The 15,392-nt window shown below is 59.8% G+C and carries 22 protein-coding genes and 1 tRNA gene; 10 read left to right on the top strand and 13 right to left on the bottom strand.

Going from position 1 to position 15,392, the window contains the following annotated elements:
- The first annotated feature begins 164 nt into the window (after positions 1-164).
- Both AC1RR3_RS31490 and AC1RR3_RS31495 read left to right on the top strand, forming a co-directional pair.
- Positions 165-467 carry a hypothetical protein gene (locus tag AC1RR3_RS31490; protein WP_492827989.1) on the top strand — a complete coding sequence of 101 codons (303 nt, stop codon included), beginning with the start codon at positions 165-167 and terminating at the stop codon, positions 465-467.
- A gap of 126 nt (positions 468-593) precedes the next feature.
- Positions 594-1,082 carry a hypothetical protein gene (locus tag AC1RR3_RS31495; RefSeq protein ID WP_492827990.1) on the top strand — a complete coding sequence of 163 codons (489 nt, stop codon included), beginning with the start codon at positions 594-596 and terminating at the stop codon, positions 1,080-1,082.
- A 231-nt stretch (positions 1,083-1,313) separates the two neighbouring features.
- On the opposite strand, the gene AC1RR3_RS31500 is transcribed toward AC1RR3_RS31495, so the two are convergent.
- Positions 1,314-1,514 carry a hypothetical protein gene (locus tag AC1RR3_RS31500; protein ID WP_492827992.1) on the bottom strand — a complete coding sequence of 67 codons (201 nt, stop codon included), beginning with the start codon at positions 1,512-1,514 and terminating at the stop codon, positions 1,314-1,316.
- Between the two features lie 330 nt (positions 1,515-1,844).
- Here AC1RR3_RS31500 and AC1RR3_RS31505 point away from each other — a divergent pair, with 330 nt between their 5' ends.
- Positions 1,845-2,030 (top strand): hypothetical protein, encoded by a 186-nt coding sequence (locus tag AC1RR3_RS31505; protein WP_492827994.1) that lies wholly within the window; start codon positions 1,845-1,847, stop codon positions 2,028-2,030.
- 210 nt (positions 2,031-2,240) lie between these two features.
- Positions 2,241-2,471 (top strand): hypothetical protein, encoded by a 231-nt coding sequence (locus AC1RR3_RS31510; protein WP_492827996.1) that lies wholly within the window; start codon positions 2,241-2,243, stop codon positions 2,469-2,471.
- A 53-nt stretch (positions 2,472-2,524) separates the two neighbouring features.
- On the opposite strand, the gene AC1RR3_RS31515 is transcribed toward AC1RR3_RS31510, so the two are convergent.
- The 8 genes from AC1RR3_RS31515 to AC1RR3_RS31550 form a co-directional block, all read right to left on the bottom strand.
- Complete coding sequence (locus AC1RR3_RS31515) at positions 2,525-3,655, bottom strand: helix-turn-helix transcriptional regulator (RefSeq protein ID WP_492827998.1); 1,131 nt, start codon at positions 3,653-3,655, stop codon at positions 2,525-2,527.
- A gap of 310 nt (positions 3,656-3,965) precedes the next feature.
- Positions 3,966-4,940 (bottom strand): Bug family tripartite tricarboxylate transporter substrate binding protein, encoded by a 975-nt coding sequence (locus tag AC1RR3_RS31520; protein WP_492828000.1) that lies wholly within the window; start codon positions 4,938-4,940, stop codon positions 3,966-3,968.
- Positions 4,941-4,951: 11 nt separating this feature from the next.
- Positions 4,952-5,203 (bottom strand): hypothetical protein, encoded by a 252-nt coding sequence (locus AC1RR3_RS31525; protein WP_492828002.1) that lies wholly within the window; start codon positions 5,201-5,203, stop codon positions 4,952-4,954.
- Between the two features lie 10 nt (positions 5,204-5,213).
- A complete protein-coding gene (locus AC1RR3_RS31530; RefSeq protein ID WP_492828004.1) occupies positions 5,214-5,414 on the bottom strand; it encodes a hypothetical protein in 201 nt (66 codons plus the stop codon).
- Between the two features lie 298 nt (positions 5,415-5,712).
- A complete protein-coding gene (locus AC1RR3_RS31535) occupies positions 5,713-6,372 on the bottom strand; it encodes a hypothetical protein (protein WP_492828005.1) in 660 nt (219 codons plus the stop codon).
- Between the two features lie 283 nt (positions 6,373-6,655).
- Positions 6,656-6,871: a hypothetical protein gene (locus AC1RR3_RS31540; protein WP_492828006.1), complete on the bottom strand. Its 216-nt coding sequence runs from the start codon at positions 6,869-6,871 to the stop codon at positions 6,656-6,658.
- Between the two features lie 299 nt (positions 6,872-7,170).
- The gene (locus AC1RR3_RS31545; RefSeq protein ID WP_492828007.1) at positions 7,171-7,842 is read right to left on the bottom strand and encodes a transposase; all 672 of its coding nucleotides are present in this window, start codon (positions 7,840-7,842) and stop codon (positions 7,171-7,173) included.
- 724 nt (positions 7,843-8,566) lie between these two features.
- Positions 8,567-9,343, bottom strand: a complete 777-nt coding sequence (locus AC1RR3_RS31550) for an AlbA family DNA-binding domain-containing protein (protein ID WP_492828009.1) — start codon at positions 9,341-9,343, stop codon at positions 8,567-8,569.
- Between the two features lie 206 nt (positions 9,344-9,549).
- On the opposite strand from AC1RR3_RS31550, the gene AC1RR3_RS31555 reads away from it, so the two are divergent.
- Positions 9,550-10,371 (top strand): HNH endonuclease, encoded by an 822-nt coding sequence (locus AC1RR3_RS31555; protein WP_492828011.1) that lies wholly within the window; start codon positions 9,550-9,552, stop codon positions 10,369-10,371.
- A 198-nt stretch (positions 10,372-10,569) separates the two neighbouring features.
- On the opposite strand, the gene AC1RR3_RS31560 is transcribed toward AC1RR3_RS31555, so the two are convergent.
- Positions 10,570-11,331, bottom strand: coding sequence for a hypothetical protein (locus AC1RR3_RS31560; RefSeq protein WP_492828013.1), 762 nt, complete (start codon positions 11,329-11,331; stop codon positions 10,570-10,572).
- A 193-nt stretch (positions 11,332-11,524) separates the two neighbouring features.
- On the opposite strand from AC1RR3_RS31560, the gene AC1RR3_RS31565 reads away from it, so the two are divergent.
- Positions 11,525-11,977 (top strand): VOC family protein, encoded by a 453-nt coding sequence (locus AC1RR3_RS31565; protein ID WP_492828015.1) that lies wholly within the window; start codon positions 11,525-11,527, stop codon positions 11,975-11,977.
- Positions 11,978-12,364: 387 nt separating this feature from the next.
- Entirely contained in the window at positions 12,365-13,003 is a 639-nt protein-coding gene (locus tag AC1RR3_RS31570) for a glutathione S-transferase family protein (RefSeq protein WP_492828017.1), read from the top strand.
- A 128-nt stretch (positions 13,004-13,131) separates the two neighbouring features.
- On the opposite strand, the gene AC1RR3_RS31575 is transcribed toward AC1RR3_RS31570, so the two are convergent.
- From AC1RR3_RS31575 to AC1RR3_RS31585, 3 genes are read right to left on the bottom strand one after another with little or no spacing between them, the layout of a single operon-like run.
- Entirely contained in the window at positions 13,132-13,299 is a 168-nt protein-coding gene (locus AC1RR3_RS31575; protein ID WP_492828019.1) for a hypothetical protein, read from the bottom strand.
- Positions 13,300-13,304: 5 nt separating this feature from the next.
- A complete protein-coding gene (locus AC1RR3_RS31580; protein ID WP_492828020.1) occupies positions 13,305-13,550 on the bottom strand; it encodes a hypothetical protein in 246 nt (81 codons plus the stop codon).
- A gap of 56 nt (positions 13,551-13,606) precedes the next feature.
- The gene (locus AC1RR3_RS31585; protein WP_492828022.1) at positions 13,607-13,861 is read right to left on the bottom strand and encodes a PilZ domain-containing protein; all 255 of its coding nucleotides are present in this window, start codon (positions 13,859-13,861) and stop codon (positions 13,607-13,609) included.
- Positions 13,862-14,087: 226 nt separating this feature from the next.
- On the opposite strand from AC1RR3_RS31585, the gene AC1RR3_RS31590 reads away from it, so the two are divergent.
- From AC1RR3_RS31590 to AC1RR3_RS31600, 3 genes are all read left to right on the top strand, one after another.
- Positions 14,088-14,162: transfer RNA gene (locus tag AC1RR3_RS31590), tRNA-Glu, on the top strand.
- A gap of 16 nt (positions 14,163-14,178) precedes the next feature.
- Positions 14,179-14,925 carry a hypothetical protein gene (locus tag AC1RR3_RS31595; protein ID WP_492828024.1) on the top strand — a complete coding sequence of 249 codons (747 nt, stop codon included), beginning with the start codon at positions 14,179-14,181 and terminating at the stop codon, positions 14,923-14,925.
- Between the two features lie 94 nt (positions 14,926-15,019).
- Positions 15,020-15,226, top strand: coding sequence for a hypothetical protein (locus tag AC1RR3_RS31600; protein ID WP_492828026.1), 207 nt, complete (start codon positions 15,020-15,022; stop codon positions 15,224-15,226).
- Positions 15,227-15,392 lie beyond the last annotated feature (166 nt).

Below are 15,392 nucleotides of genomic sequence, written 5' to 3' on the forward strand. Positions count from 1 at the left end.
CGTGTCTCATAGGCCCGCTCCGTCGCCAGCGTCAACGAACCGGCGCATCCTCCTCAAGGATTCACCTCATCGTGAAACCTGTGGCCAGACACGCGCTGTTCAGACTTCAGTAACCCAACGCCTTCAAGCTCTCTTCAGTATCGTTGCGTTGGAGTACCCCCACAGTGCTGGATTTTGACGAGCTGCGTGAACTCGCAGCCGATGTTCGCGTGTTTGTCGATATCGCCGAAGACAAGGCCGAAGCGCTCAAGGCGGTGATCGCGGCCTACGACGTGGTGCTGGCGATCTTCCCTGCTGACGATGGCATGGGCCTCCACGTCATCAAGGGCAAAGAGATCCTCGACAGGATCGCAAATACCCGGACCAGCGCAATGTACAGCCACACGGCCATCGCGGTTCCCGACCTCGATCACGCCAGAGCGCTGAAATACCTGACGACCCCGGTCGAGCAGCGGATCGCGGCGTAACCGCAGACGCCGATCTCGTGTCCCCGATGTGCTGCAGCGGGGGGCACGAGCGCACAGCGCGATGTGCACGGCTCCCCTCACGACGCTCCACCTGTTGTATGGTCGGACGTTTCTCGCGAGGGGCTGATGAAGATTGCCATTGTTATCGCCGGCTTGATCGTTGTTGCAATTGCCGCCCTCGTGGCGATCCAGCCAGGCTTCTTGAAGCCCGCGTCGCTGGCGCTGGTGAAAAAGTCCGACATCCTCGGCTTTTCACCCGGGATGACGTTCGAGGAGACGAACAAGGTCATCACGCAACGCCGCTACCGCTGCCGCCAGCTGCGCGAGTCCTACACAATCGAATGCGCCGTCGATGGCGCCAGGCTCACGATTGACAGCGACGATGTCGATGCCAGGCATCCCATCCGGCGCGTCAATGCAGTGTTGAACAATCCCGGCTCCCAGGACGCCGCCGTCAAATCGATCTCCGACCAGTTCAGCGCCCAGCCAACCAGGGACGCCCGCGAGGGATGGATCTGGATCGTCGGCCGAGGGCTGAAGCTGAGCTATGATGGCGCCGCGTTGACGCTGGTGGACGAGGCCGAGCAGGCCCGGCCAGCCCCCTTAGAACGCTAAGAATGGCTAGGGCACCCAGACCGTAAGTGAGTGCATTCACGAGCCAGGAAATGGCTATCCCAGCGAAGGCGGAGCCTCCGAGCGCTCCCCAGAACAAATACGCTGCGGTGACGCCAGGCCACTCCCACGATAGAAAAGCGTAATCGGTCAGCGGCTCCAGGGCGAGGAGCACCGCCGAGATGAGCGCCCCGACGACCAATGCGATGATGAGGTTCGCTTTCACGGAAGGCATCACAAACCCAGCAGCCCGGCGAAGACAGGAATGAGGATAAAGGCAGCAAGCCCGAGCAGGCCGCCCGCGACAAGGCGTGCGGCGCGGCCGTGAATCCTCGTATCGAGCCACGCGCAAACGGCCACCGCAACCCGTCTCAGCCAGTGGCCAACGAGCTCTCCGATGAGAGCAAACAGGAGTTCTGCAAGGACAGCGGCCATGGCGTTTAGTCGCCGCACCTCTGGCGGGGTTCAACTTCCCAGGGCCGGCCATTCCGGTTGGCAAGCTTCAGGATGCGGCGCAAGAGCGGGACTTTGGCGAGCCGGCAGCCGGACGGCGCCCAAAGGCGAAGTTAGTGCTGTGAAGACCCCGCTCACCTCCCCGACACCGGGTCTTTCTCCAGGGAACCCGCCTTGCTGCGGGTTGAAGCCATCATCAACATGTCCGCCTTCGCCGGCTTTATCGGCGTGGCAGGCTGGCCAAAGGCGGATTGACCAAAGTCCCACCGCAAGGTGGGTTCTCATTCAAGAGAATTCGCTGCATAGTGCGGCATGGCTAAAGCAAAAGTGACCTTCAAAACCGTCCGCCTCTCAGACAACGACTGGAAGATATTGGCGGACTATCCCGACCACGAACAGCGCGAAATCACCGGATTTACCAGCAAGGCAGACGCCGACGACTGGATCAACGGCGATCGCAAGATCGCCTGGCTCCGCTCCCAGGGCTACGCCAAATGAGCTAGCCAAGTGAGTTAGCCAAGTGACGTAGCCGTCGCGCGCGCACCGCAATCCCCCTTTTTGATGTTGCAGCCGCATCGTGTCATGTCCTGGCACGGGCAGATGATCACGCATGCGCGGTGCGCGCCTTGCCTTGGCATCAGGACCCGCTAGCATCCCCTGCAACCTCAAGGCGCCAACTCAACCGGCGCCAGTCAAGGGGAGATCGTCATGAGGACAAGCCGCGCCTTGAGCCGAGCCTTGCGCATTCTGCCGCTGCCGCTCGCCTTTGCCGCCACGCTGAGCGTCGGCTCCGCCGCCGAGCTCAATCCCGCCGCCGTCACCTATAAATTGCCGGACCAGATCCCCTGGGGCCCGGTCGACGCGCGCGGCGCGCGAGTCGCCGTGCTGCTGATCATGGGCGAAGGCCCGGCAACAGCGACGGCGGCGGAAGAGAAATAGAGCGAGCGCGATCACGCCTGTCACAGCGTGGAAGCCGCACGTTTCGTGCTCTCTTACCCGGAAAACGGCCGGGCGTGTGCCGCAACAAGCTTGATCAAGTCAGCCTGACGGCGCACGCCGGTCTTTCCGAAGATGTTCTGGAGATGAGTTTTCACGGTGGCCTCGCTGATGCCAAGCGCCTCCGCTATCTCAGCTACTCCGCTGACTTTCAGCACCGCATCAAGGACCCGCACTTCGCTCGGCGTGAGCTGGAATTGTCGCGCCGCCACTTCGGTCGGATAAGGCACCGCGATTGATACCTTTCGGACGAAGACGGCAGCGACCGCAGAGTGAAGGCCCCCGGCTTGGCGGCGCGCCCCCGACGTCAGCGGCAGGATATCGGCCACCCAATTCTGGCCAAGCTTGCTGGACAGCGGAATGGCAACACCCTCCGCGCCGACAGCACCATCGCCGCCGCTCGCGGCAGCGACGACGTTGCGCAATAGCTGCGCCGCATGCGGGTCCACGGTGATCAACGCATTGTTGACGGTTCGCAAGATCGTCGCATCATCGAGCAGCGCCTGCGCGGCGATGTTGGCGAATGCAATATGACAACGCTCGTCCAACAGAAAAACGCCGGCGTCGAGCCCGTTGAGCGCATCTGACAGACTTCCGGCCTTTTCCTTTTGAAGGTCGATGACATTGCCGATCAACACCGCGCGGCGCACGTGAGGAACCAGCAGGCGCATGCGCTGCCGCATATTGTCGTCGGCAAGCCCTTGGCGCTCGTTTCGGAAGACTCCGAACTGAGCGAAGCTCGTTGCTGACTTGTCGAGCGTGGCAGCCAGATGATCGGCCCACCCGTTCGGCTTGACCCACTCCTTGTAGAAAGTGGTCTCGACGAACTCATGATAAGGCAAGACGTTCGTCGTGTTGTAAATCTCCTCGACCTTGAAAAAGAACTGAGCCGTCAAACTCGGATCGAAGCGGATATATTTGTTGAAATACGCGTCCACGCTGGACGGTTCGACATTGTAGACGTAGTGAAGCTCCCCCTGAACGGTGATGTCCTTCCAGTAAATTCCAGCCGCAGTGCCGCCGATGAATTGCGTCGCCTGCTCGAGAACTCCCACCCACAAGCTGGAGTCGAGTGCTGCGTCGTAGATATCGCCGATCAGCTGCGACAAAAGTTCCGGATCGACCATTCCCGACACCACTCGTTCGACTGACCACGATGTTGATGCAGCAGGGCAGTCGCATCGACCGTGGGACACCAATATGCTCTGAGGCCCGATGGCTTTCAGTGTGTATGGCGCGAGTTAACTAGACTCCCACCTTAGTCGAGCGTTGTACAGGCGTAGAATATCGCAGCCCAGCCTAGATTTGGCGCGCCAGTATCGTGGCAAACTGCATTGCGAACAGGCACTTTGACGACCGGCCGGCTGATGGGTGGACTGCACCGCTGAAGTGAGAGACGGTCATTGCAGTAACAGTGCTGTTACTGTTGCTCCCTTGTCACTCCGCCTTGATGTTGGCGTCCTTGATGATCTTCTCATACTTCGCCATCTCGTCCCTGATGTAGCCGACGAAATAATCCGGCGTGGAGCCGAGCGGCTCGAATCCGAGCAGCGCAAAGCGTTCCCTCACCTCGGGCCGCTGCACGATCCTGGCGACCTCGGATTGAATCCTCGTGACCAGGTCAGCGGGCAAACCCTTCGGACCCCACAGGCCGTACCAGGAGCTGAAATCGAAGCCTGCCATGCCTGACTCGGCCACGGTCGGAATCTCCGGCGCGATGTCGACACGCTTGGTGCTGGTGATGGCCAGCGCCTTGATGCTTCCGGCTTTCGCCAGCGGCAGCGAGGACAGCATCGGATCGGCGATCAACTGCACCTGGCCGCTCATCAGGTCCGTCAGCGCGGGGCTTGCGCCCTTGTAGGGCACCACCAGGGTGTCGACGCCGGCATCGCGCTTGAGCAGTTCGATCGCCATGTGCCCGGCCGAGCCGAAGCTCGATGTCGCGAAGGTGTATTTGTTCGGATCCTTGCGCACCAGGTCGAAGAATTCCCTGAGCGTCTTGGCGGGCGACTGCGCATTGGTGCTGACGATCAGCGGACCGCTCGCCACCAGCGTAACAGGCGTGAAGTCGGTGACCACGTCGTAGGGAACGGCCTTGTGCAGGAACGGCGTCACCACATGGATCGACGCGGTCAGCATCAGCGTGTAGCCGTCAGGCGCAGCCTTGGCGACATAGTTCGCCCCGACAATGCCGCCGGCGCCACCGGCGCGGTTCTCGACGATAAAACTCTGCCCGAACGCCTCGTTCAGCTTTTGCGCCAGAAGACGCGCGACGCCGTCGACGGATCCCCCCGCGGGATAGGGCACTACGATGGTCACCACGCGGCTCGGATAGGTGTCGGCGACAACCTGCGCCGCGACAAGCCCGAACGGGGCCGTGGCCAGCAGGGCGAGGACATGACGTCGCGTCATCGAGGATCCTCTCAAACGTTGCGTTTGAAGATGCCCCGGGTCGCTTCTCCCGTCGAGTATGGTTTGGCCGGTGACGAACCCGGCATGGTCTGAACAGAAAACGATTTACCGCGACCGTACAGCAAATTGATTGGCTCGGCCGATCGAGCGCTGGAAATTTCGGCTTCGAAATCGTCGAGGTCGTCCTGGTCCCGCAGGTCGAGCTTGTTAACAAGAACCGTGGAATTTTCGTAGGTGTAGGGATCGTCAATCGCATCGTACATGCGATTACACTTAGGGCTTACGGTAGCTGCGCAAAATCGAGCGGCGATACTCTTCCGCTGAGAGGCCCTTGGCGGCGGCTTCGCTGGCCCGCTTTTTCATGGCCGGCTTCAGCCGAATGCCTTCAACATCGCTGATCTTCGCAAAGCCGGCACGGCCAACGACGAAGCCGCCCTTGACGGTTTTTCCAGTCTGTTGCTTTTGCTTTGGCATTGCTCGAATCTATCACATTTTTCTGGTTTTGCCACGCCCTCCTGGACCCCAACAACGGTGCACTCAACTCACTCCTGCTGCCACTGGCGTTGAGTTCACCGCAATTCCCGTGTCTCACTTGAGGGGTGCAGTCCAGCACTGTCACCGTAATTCCGTTGCCGACTATCAACCCCTTCAGGGCAAAGTCTTCCAACAGTCACCTATTCGTTCGAGCGTGTATCACCAACGCGCTACTAGCTCGGCCCGCATTCCGCACGCGCGTCAATTGAGTGCACTGTCCCTGTGATCCCCCAATTTACTAGAGGCACAAGTTCTTCCTTTCGTCGGACGAGCTTTCCCGAGGCGGCAAAATGCAACGAACGAGCGCGTAGAGTTCGAGGTTGACACTCTCAGAAGCCGCCTTGACCCTCTCGGAGAGTTCTTTCGCTGTCGCTCGCTCCAGGTCGTTGGGTTGACGGCCGTCGCGCAGTGCTCTTACGACCTCGGAATTTCGAAGCGCCGCGAGTTCATCGTCCAGCTTCGAGAATCGCTCCTGTACGGGGCCTTCGAACCGCGCGCTTCGCTTAGCGTCGTAGTGACGCGATAGACCGACGATTGCACTCATCACGTTCGCGTTCCAGTCGGCATCGGCGTCGATATAGGATTTCCACGATGCATCAATATCGGCGAGAGGCGCTACATTCTGGACCCGCAGGCGAAAGTTGTTCGCCCAGAACAACCGACGCCAAGCCCGTTGGGCGAGTTGGTCGGAAAAAATCGCTTTGGCCGATCTGTCGGCGACGGAAAATGCCTCCGGCTCACCTAAATAGCGGTCATATAGCTTGCTCAATCCCTCTGCCAAATTGGTGAGCTGACCTAGAAATGCGCCGGCGGTAAAGAACACCACGGCAAAGGCCGATCGGCGCAAACGGCCGAGCCAAGCAGGCTCATTTTCAACGGAAGCCCCAGTCTTCGTCATCTGCCTGTGCCTCCCTGGTGGCGTGGTCACAGCGGCAATCCGAGCAGTACAATCGACTCCACCGTTGCGGCTTCGGTGCCCCTCGGCGGACAGCATCGATTGAGTGCACTGTCACCGCAGCAATGATGCGGGAGCCGCGCCTGAACTCGGGCCGAGCAAGCCGCCGAGCCTCTGTAGCTTCGAAACCTAGCGGCCGTTGTCCACGTGGTATTCGCTGGGAAGGTCAACGTCGCTTTAGGCAAGGCGCCATTCCTGCCCATACCGTATTGCGATAAGACAAACACTAGGTCGAAACGTGCGGTGCTTCCTGCACGATGGCAAAGAAGGTTGTTGATTGCACAAAGCCGCCCGTTTCTACCCCGAAGGCCATAACCTTGGTCGTGAACATATCCTTCGTCGGATCGGCCAAATGCGCGGCTTGCTTGTATTTCTCGTGTGCAGCCATAATTGCCGCCTGCAAATCGTCGCCCTTACCCGTGTAAGGTCGGGTGTCAGTCATTGAAATATCTCCAATTCAAAGTGTACTGCGAGGATTCTATCAGCAGCGTAACGTGCTGTCTCTTATAAAACACCTTAAGTTGAATCACGAGCAACGGTTCGATGCCGCGCGCACATCTGTACCCGCCCCCTGCCCCTCCTTCCCGTTTCCTGCCATCTCCTCTCCCCGCCATCCCGGCCCAAAGCAAAACCCCACCCGTTCAAGGGAGCAACAACCATGCGATACCTCCACACCATGCTGCGCGTGCGCAATCTCGATGTCGGATTACGGTGACAGTGCACTAAATCATCAGCCGAAGCTCATTCTTCTTCCGGTGCGGACGGCTTGGGCCCGCGCTTGCCCGGTCTCAGAACCCGCTTGGTCTGGCGCTCGATGCGGGCGAGAAAGCGGTCGTCGCCGAGGGGCCGGCCGATGCTCTCCGCCGAACGCAATGCGTCGAACAGATCCGCCTCCGGCTCGGTCGTCAGCAGATCGGCAAAGTCTGGAAAGCGATCCCGGACGGGCGCCAGCGCGGTGACGCCGTCGTCCCTGCCGTGCAGATGCGCCCGCGTGCTCGACCACCGCCAATCCTGCGCCCGCTTCACCAGACGCGCGCGCACGGGGTTGAGCGACACATAGCGCAGCGCCGCCGCAAGATGATGTTCGTCCATGGCGACCGCGCCAAACCGCCCCTGCCAGAAATGGCCGGTGCGCTTGCGTCGCGCCTGGACGGTTCCGGCATAGCTTCGATGCACGCGCGCCAGCGCGCGGCGCAGACCGTCGGGATCGGATGGCACCAGGACAAGATGGACGTGGTTCGGCATCAGGCACCAGGCCCACACCTCGACGCCTGCGGCCTTGCAATTCGCCGCGAGCAGGTCACGATAGAGCGCATAGTCGCCGTCCTCGAAGAACGTGCGCGCCCGGCCATTGCCGCGCTGGGTGACATGATGGGGATGACCGGGAATGACGACACGGGCGAGGCGAGCCATGCCGCAATATGCGCTGAAAACCGCGCAACGTCAATTTAGTGCACTGTCACCGTAACTCCAATTCCGACATCGCCGGTCTGTCATGGCACTTCCTCGGCGTGTTGCAGGCCATGATGAACTTGCCGCAGGCCGGCGCCACATCCGGAGAGCTTCGCAGAATGATAGACCTTGCGATGTTGGCGTGGCCATCAGAACCATCCGCCGCGGCACCTCAACGGTCTGGCGAACGGAGATCATCCAGATTGCGGTGACGCTGTCACCGTAATTTTAGCCTCGCCGCGCCTATTCTCAGATACACCCCTTGTGCAGGTTTTTCGGGCACCAGTTGGAAGCCTGGGCTTCCGTGTATCCCCGCCCCTTCTGCGTCTCCTTGCACTTCGCAATCGTGCACTTACTCGCATCACCGGACCGCGGCATTTTGCTGTCCTGGGCCGAAGCTTCAGCAACAAAGGCCAGGAGTGCGAGAGCGAACAAACCAAACTTCATAGGCAATCCTCCAGTTGAAACCGCAATTACGGTGACAGTGCTGGACTGCACCGTAACTCCTTTTGAACAGCGTTCTTCAGCTAGCTTTCGCGCCTGAGGCTAAGAGGGCTGTGTGGAGGCTTCAGAGTCAAAATTGGACCTCTAGCAAGGATAGACCAATTTTCTTGCCGGGAGCAGCCCGGCGCCAATACTCGCACGGTCAAATCATGTATTTCTTGGTTGGTGATTTCATCCGCGCTCATGTCAACATCATGGCTTGATTATTGAGGGATCGCGGATGCTCTTTGAAGACAGGTTGGCCTGGCGGAGTGGCCAGCTCCCATCTGAGCCAATTGAGGGGCGTTTTCTCAACCTGCTCTTTGGAGTTAAACCGAGCGAAACCTCCCAATCCGACGATCTTGAAATCGGTATCAATCCCGATTTCCACCACGACGTGGAATGCTGGCTGCGGTGACCTGTTCTCGATATTGGCGATCAGGTTGAATGGTCTCGACTCCCTTTCTGAAAACCGCAGCGTCTCTTGATTTCCCTCCAAGAACGATAAAGTCACGAATAGATCAGGCGTTGTCGCCCGGCGCATAATGTCCTTGATCTGATAATCTTCCATCGCCCGGACTTCGAGTCCGAGCCTTTGGTAGTATCTGTGGTCTGGCGCCTGATGCGGTCCGACCAACGATTGAGGAACTGAGATCACGAACCCCAGTTGCATTCCACTGAGCGGGACAGACTCAATAGAATATTCTGGCAGCCTAGGCTTTATGCGGGCGTTCAATATCTGGCTTATCCAGTCACGCCTAATCGACGGGTCCGCAACGCCATTGTCCACCTCAATCGGCCCGTTTGTCTTTTTGTTCTCGTTAATGCCGTAGATGATCTGCCCGCCTGCGGAATTGGCCAAAGCAGAAACATTGATGCAAAGCTCGGTAATTTTACCCTCGTCGCGCTGAAGGGATCGAGAGTCCTTGAACTCCAACGTTGTGCCTTCGGCCGCGCCGTCGGCAAGCAGCTGTTCCAAGTCCGCACGTGTTGTAAAGGTCGGAAAATCATTGGCCCTGAGTGATTCCGAGTTGAATCTCTTGCCAATAGCAGCTTTCCCGTGTGCACCATAGAGTCTCAGGTGCCAAGGCGGAATTCCTCGGCTAAGGCCTTGGAGAAATAGAGGGAGAACTTTCTTAGGCATTTCAACCAGTAGTATAGTTCATCTTTTTCGGATCGAGAATCATGGGCGTGATTGAAGACTTAATGCCGGCCAGCAAGAGGCTCATCATCGACCTGCTTGATGAGGCTGGCTTTTACGTTGGTGATTGGGCCAATTATGCGGGGAAGCATGCCTCGTCCAATCCAAAAAGCTACAACTGGTCATTCATCGAACCCGGCGAAAAGATCGCCCTTTGCCTTTGGCACGATCGCCTGGAGCTTAGGGGACGCGATGTTTACCACCATCTAATCCCACGAAAATATGCCGGCCCCGCACAAAAGCGCGGAGAGAACATGCGGCAGCACGTTCGCATCGCCTACGAGGAACAGCTACCCGTCCGGGCGATCATCTGCACAACCACGCGCGTACCCGGAGTTGCCACAAAGGTCGAAGGCCGGAAGCTCGACGAAGAACCATGGACAGTAAGAGAGTTCGATACCGTCACTGGAGAGTGGCTTATCATTAGAGGCAAAAGGCCGTCCGTTCCCGCGTTCTATCCGCCCGATATCCAGACCACCTATTTCGAGGGCTCGCAGCGCGCAAAATATGTTTTACATCGACGGCGTGAGGGCCAACTACGTCGAGCTAAAATCGCCGAAGCGCTTGCCAAGCACGGCAGGCTTTTTTGCGAGGTACCGAATTGCGGTTTCGATTTCAAGGAGAGATATGGCCCATTAGGGGACGGTTACGCTGAGGTGCACCACAAGATCCCTCTACAGAAGGCTCCCCCCGAAGGCCGCGAGATATTCCTGAAGGATTTAGCTGTGGTCTGCGCCAACTGCCACGCGATGATTCATCGCAACGGAAAATGTAGGCCTCTGGACACCCTCCTACAATCACCTTAGCCTTTCCACCCCCTTCAACTTTGGAATTACGGTGCAAGTGCACTCAACTCTCTCCTGCTGCCATCGGATTCGAGTGCGCTGTCACCGTAATTCTGAGGTGTTTCTAGCAGCTTTGCTTATAAGGCCAAGCAAGGCAAAATGCGTAACGGTTTGGCCAAAACAGACGGCAACGCTGGCGCAACATAAATCAAAACGATATCAAGCATAGAATATCGTCTTGACGATCAATTTATCCCCGCGAAGAGCATAAATAATTCGGGCGCCGTCGGGAGTGTCGATCATATACTCACCCGGCTTGTTGTCGACGGATACTGAATTCGCCGCTGGACTGCGCAGAATATCGACCAGGAAGTTGTAAAAATCCCCAACAGTGAATCCGCGTTTCTTCATGCTGGACCGCGCATGACTGGTAAAGCTGAGGTGAGGGTTCGAAAAATGCACGTAAGATTTGGCAACCTCGGGCGAGCGCGGTGGGCCTCCACCCGATGACCCTTGTATTCCGTCGGGGAATTGTAGCTTGTGTTCCAAGCTTTTTAGTAGGTCTTCTTTACTGAATTTGCCGCTATCAATTGATCGCGCGATGAGCCTCAACATATCTTCTAAATTTCGTTCTGTTTTGCGACGAGCAATCGCAGCCTCGACATCCGGAACCTTGTTGCGAAGTTTTCCGAGAAGAATCGCTAAACTGCCGTCGAAAAGTATCATATCGCCTTTCTTAGAATTGCATCGAGAACAGGACGGAGCGAGGTTCTCATATCCGCGAATTTCGAAATTTCCAGGAAGCCCTATTTGCTTGAGGGCTTTTTGCCTAGCTTCGTAGTCGTCCGCCAAACGCTCTGGGAGGACATGATCAACTTCCATGTCCTGCAAAAGCAATTCGCAGCCACAGTAGAAGCATTTTTTATGGTGAGACTCCCATAGCGCCTCACGAAATACGTTTGTAAAAACCTGGCTCGACATTTTCCAATTCTAACCAAAATGTCTGACGGGATATCCGACGTCCTACTAGCACCAATTGAAACCGACTCGTTCAAAAAATGCTCCCGAACTACGGTGACCGTGCTCATCCCCCTGCCCTTTATCCCATTTTGCTGCTATTCATCGCCCCCGCCCGAAACCAAAAACCCTCCGAACCTACAAGGGAGCAACAACCATGCGATACCTCCACACCATGCTGCGCGTGCGCAATCTCGATGTCGCGCTGAAGTTTTACCAGGATGCGCTGGGGCTGAAGGAGGTGCGGCGGATCGAGAACGACAAGGGGCGTTTTACGCTGGTCTTCCTGTGCTCGGCCGACGATCTCGAGGCGCTGAAGAAGCAGCCGCAGACGCGCGGCGCGCCGCTGGTCGAGCTCACCTACAATTGGGACGAGGAGAAATATGGCGAGGACCGCTTCTTCGGCCATCTCGCCTATGAGGTCGACGACATCTACGCCACCTGCGCGCAGCTGATGAAGGCCGGCGTCACCATCAACCGTCCGCCGCGCGACGGCAACATGGCCTTCGTCCGCTCGCCCGATCTGCACTCGATCGAGCTCTTGCAGAAGGGCGAGCCGAAGGCGCCGGCGGAGCCCTGGCTGTCGATGCCGAATACCGGCCATTGGTAGGCCATTTACGCAGGAACAAAGCCCTCGCCGCGCGCGTTCACTCCCCGACAATGCAATTGGAGGAGGACGCAATGGGACGAGGACTGTTGTTGTGGATGCTGGGCGTGCCGATACCGGTGATCCTTCTGCTGTGGCTGTTCTTCGGCCACTGAACGTTCGGTTTAACCTGCAATGAAAGCTCCGCCTCGGGCGGAGCTTTTTGCATGAGAGGCTCGGCGCAATCGCACATCGCTGCTCTCGCAAAATTCCGCTATCACCCGCGCGAGAGGACGCGTAGCCCGATGGAGCGCAGCGTAATCCGGGATGGTCTCACCAAGCGAGCAGACCCCGGATTGCGCTTCGCTCCATCCGGGCTACGACACCAAAAACGCCGCGGGGAGAAGCGACATGCCTGATGCCAAGCTGACGATCTGGGGCCGCGCCAATTCGGTCAACGTGCAGAAGGTGCTGTGGTGCCTCACCGAGCTTGGCCTTCCTTACGAGCGCATCGACGCCGGCATGGCGTTCGGCAAGACCCGCGAGGCCGACTATCTCGCGATGAACCCCAATGCCCGAATCCCTACGCTGGTCGAGGGCGACTTCGTGCTGTGGGAGTCGAACTCGATCATGCGCTATCTCTGCCTCGCGCATGGACGCGGCACGCCGATCTATCCGGAGGCGCCAAAACTGCGCACGAGCGTCGACCGCTGGCTCGACTGGACGCTGTCGGCGGTGCAGCCGGTCGATCGTCCCGTGTTCTGGGGCATCGTGCGCACGGCGCCCGCCGAGCGCGACATGATCCAGGTGCAACGGGATGCCGATGCCGCCGCCGAGGTCTGGGCCATCGCCGACCGCCTGCTGAGCTCGCGCCGCTTCATCGAGGGCGATCAGTTCACGCTCGCCGACATCGCGATCGGGTCCTATGCGCGGCGCTGGCTCGGCGTCGAGGGCATCACCCGCCCCGCCCAGCCGCACCTCACCCGCTGGCTCGCCGAGCTCGGCAAACGGGACGGATTTGCGCAGTTTGTCGCACCGCCGATGTCGTGAGCCGCTGGTGCTGCGTAAGCTGCGATGACGCCGCGATGAATCGCCGTTGTGGCGCGGGCGTTCAGCGCGGCCGCCGCACTTGACGGCTACTGTGCATGGGGTTGTTTTTCACTTTTTGTTTTGGCGCCCTAGCGCCAGCCGCGCTCGACCAGCAGCACGCAGATGATCAGCACCAGCGTCACCGCCGCGGTCGCAAGCTTGGCCGTCCAGCTCAGGCCGCGCCCGACCCACCACAGCAGCGCGCAGTACATCACGAAGGGGACGATGATGTCGGGCCGCATCAGATCCGGCGGCATGGGGCTCAGCGCCTGACCGAGGTCTCGACGCTGACCGAGCCGCCGATCTTCACGCAGGTGCCGGTCGCCTCGACCATGGTGAACCCGCGGCCATAGGCGGCGCAGGAGCCCGCCTTCGCGGCCCCGGCCGTACTCTTCAAAGGCAGCGTCTTGCCCGACTGCGGCGGCTCGGCAGGGGGAATGCGCAGGCTCTCGGCCGCGGTCGCGGATGTGGCCAAGAGCGAGATGAGGATGAGGAACGGAGCACGCATGCCACCGTTCTAGCCCGGACAGGCACCGCACGCCATCCGGGGCGCGTCAGGCGATGTCAGACGAACTTGATGCCGGCCGATTTGCCGCGACGCCAGACCACCTGGCAGCTCCGCCCGGTGCGGGCATCGCGTGAGAACGCCATGCGGATGGTGCCCGGGAGCTGGCTCGCGTCCTCGTCCAGCGTGATCTTGGCGCCTGAGGCCGAGATGTCCTGGACCAGGCAATGCCGCGCCGCGAACCCGCCGTCGAGCGTGATCCAGGCGTGCTGCGACAGCAGCTTGCGGGCTGCGCGCTTCTTGGGCTGTGGCATTGGCTCAAAATCTCCCTCTCCAGCGCTATCCCGGGGAACCTAAGAAACCGTTGAAATCGCCCCCGGAATGATCCCGGGGTCGGGGCTATCCACTGCCCCAAAAACCTGTTCCCGAACGGCTTGCCGACCGGCCTAAAGGCCACTATACGTTCGCCCGCCGCAAGCCGCCGGGCACGACTCGGGCGGCCGGCGGCCGTGCCGCGAAAAGCGGCGGGGCCTTGCGTTTGCTCCCTTCGTCTATCGGTTAGGACGCCACCCTTTCACGGTGGAGAGAGCGGTTCGATTCCGCTAGGGAGCGCCACCATCCGGGCTATTGGATGGCGCGGCGAAAACTGCCGTCCCCACATGAACCTGCCTGCCCCTCGCCACCGACCAATGTCCTGTTGGAACCGGTGCAGAGGCCCATGGCGCAGCAAAAATCCCCTTCGGACAGTCCGTCCGGCGTCGCCTCGCCGGCGCCGCCGCCCTGGATGCACCGGACGACGCCCTATGCGCCGGAGCGCCGCGCCAGAATGCTCGAGCACATGGCCCGCGCCAGATCGCTTCCGCAGCCGCAGCCCACCACCGCGCCGGAGCGACCAGCCAAGGGCGGCATGGACGTTCTCGGCGATGCCTTCGGCTACACGGTCCTGTTCGGCATCATCGCCCTGCTCTTCCAGTCGCGCGTTCCTCTCTATCTCGGCGCGTTCCTCTTTTTCACTGACGGCGAGCGCATCGAATCCGCGTTTCGAGCAATCGGTATCCGGCTCGAGCCCAACACGATCGGACCCGACATCATTAAAGGCTTCGCGTCCCTGTTCGGATGGTTTGCGCTGCTGGCGTCGTTGACAACCTCGTTCCCGAGCTGGCTCGCGTCGTGGATGCCCACGGACACATCCTGGTCCGCCATTGCCGGCATCGCCGTCGTGTTCGCGACCGTCGAAGCCTTCGCAGCGCTTGCGCTGCGGCGCGCATTGCCTGCGTTCGGATTTCAGATCAGGCCGGACAGCCTGACCGCGACGGCGATCAAGCTCCTCATTGCGATTGGGCTACTGGCTCTGCTGGTGCTGCTCGGCTCGCTCTGAACGCCTCCGTTCAGATCCGCGCCGTCAGGTCTCCGTAAGCCACCGCGACTAGTTTCAAGGCCGCCGATTCCCAACAGCCGCCACGCGGTGAGACATGAGCCTGCTGGAGCCGCAGAAGCTGCGACAGATCGCGATCGTGTCGCGCGCGCTGGCGCGCCAGGACGGCGTCGACTACCGGCAGACCTCCCGGCGCGAGCGGCATCTGTACCGCCGCGAAGCGATCATCACGCTGCTCGGCAACTGGTCGCTCGACGACATCCGTTCAGCGAGCGGCATCATCGACAAATGCCGGAATGGTTAGAGAGGCGTCACCGTCCGCAATGACGCAGTTGTGAACCTGTGTGCCGCATAACGGGGACCTTATGTCGCCCTCCCCGGCCCACGATCGCCCCGCGCATTTACCGGAAATTTACCCCTGCTCATGAGCGACGGTATCATTTGCTTAGAATTTGAACGCTACCGTGAAT

The organism is Bradyrhizobium sp. GW821-FHT13H05 (assembly GCF_058804065.1).

Excerpts from the sequence above, each read along its gene's own strand:
- AC1RR3_RS31495 (WP_492827990.1), top strand. The coding sequence starts at position 594 with ATGAAGATTGCCATTGTTATCGCCGGCTTGATCGTTGTTGCAATTGCC.
- AC1RR3_RS31500 (WP_492827992.1), bottom strand. The coding sequence starts at position 1,514 with ATGGCCGCTGTCCTTGCAGAACTCCTGTTTGCTCTCATCGGAGAGCTC.
- AC1RR3_RS31505 (WP_492827994.1), top strand. The coding sequence starts at position 1,845 with ATGGCTAAAGCAAAAGTGACCTTCAAAACCGTCCGCCTCTCAGACAAC.
- AC1RR3_RS31510 (WP_492827996.1), top strand. The coding sequence starts at position 2,241 with ATGAGGACAAGCCGCGCCTTGAGCCGAGCCTTGCGCATTCTGCCGCTG.
- AC1RR3_RS31515 (WP_492827998.1), bottom strand. The coding sequence starts at position 3,655 with ATGGTCGATCCGGAACTTTTGTCGCAGCTGATCGGCGATATCTACGAC.
- AC1RR3_RS31520 (WP_492828000.1), bottom strand. The coding sequence starts at position 4,940 with ATGACGCGACGTCATGTCCTCGCCCTGCTGGCCACGGCCCCGTTCGGG.
- AC1RR3_RS31525 (WP_492828002.1), bottom strand. The coding sequence starts at position 5,203 with ATGTACGATGCGATTGACGATCCCTACACCTACGAAAATTCCACGGTT.
- AC1RR3_RS31530 (WP_492828004.1), bottom strand. The coding sequence starts at position 5,414 with ATGCCAAAGCAAAAGCAACAGACTGGAAAAACCGTCAAGGGCGGCTTC.
- AC1RR3_RS31535 (WP_492828005.1), bottom strand. The coding sequence starts at position 6,372 with ATGACGAAGACTGGGGCTTCCGTTGAAAATGAGCCTGCTTGGCTCGGC.
- AC1RR3_RS31540 (WP_492828006.1), bottom strand. The coding sequence starts at position 6,871 with ATGACTGACACCCGACCTTACACGGGTAAGGGCGACGATTTGCAGGCG.
- AC1RR3_RS31545 (WP_492828007.1), bottom strand. The coding sequence starts at position 7,842 with ATGGCTCGCCTCGCCCGTGTCGTCATTCCCGGTCATCCCCATCATGTC.
- AC1RR3_RS31555 (WP_492828011.1), top strand. The coding sequence starts at position 9,550 with ATGGGCGTGATTGAAGACTTAATGCCGGCCAGCAAGAGGCTCATCATC.
- AC1RR3_RS31560 (WP_492828013.1), bottom strand. The coding sequence starts at position 11,331 with ATGTCGAGCCAGGTTTTTACAAACGTATTTCGTGAGGCGCTATGGGAG.
- AC1RR3_RS31565 (WP_492828015.1), top strand. The coding sequence starts at position 11,525 with ATGCGATACCTCCACACCATGCTGCGCGTGCGCAATCTCGATGTCGCG.
- AC1RR3_RS31570 (WP_492828017.1), top strand. The coding sequence starts at position 12,365 with ATGCCTGATGCCAAGCTGACGATCTGGGGCCGCGCCAATTCGGTCAAC.
- AC1RR3_RS31575 (WP_492828019.1), bottom strand. The coding sequence starts at position 13,299 with ATGCCGCCGGATCTGATGCGGCCCGACATCATCGTCCCCTTCGTGATG.
- AC1RR3_RS31580 (WP_492828020.1), bottom strand. The coding sequence starts at position 13,550 with ATGCGTGCTCCGTTCCTCATCCTCATCTCGCTCTTGGCCACATCCGCG.
- AC1RR3_RS31585 (WP_492828022.1), bottom strand. The coding sequence starts at position 13,861 with ATGCCACAGCCCAAGAAGCGCGCAGCCCGCAAGCTGCTGTCGCAGCAC.
- AC1RR3_RS31595 (WP_492828024.1), top strand. The coding sequence starts at position 14,179 with ATGGCGCGGCGAAAACTGCCGTCCCCACATGAACCTGCCTGCCCCTCG.
- AC1RR3_RS31600 (WP_492828026.1), top strand. The coding sequence starts at position 15,020 with ATGAGCCTGCTGGAGCCGCAGAAGCTGCGACAGATCGCGATCGTGTCG.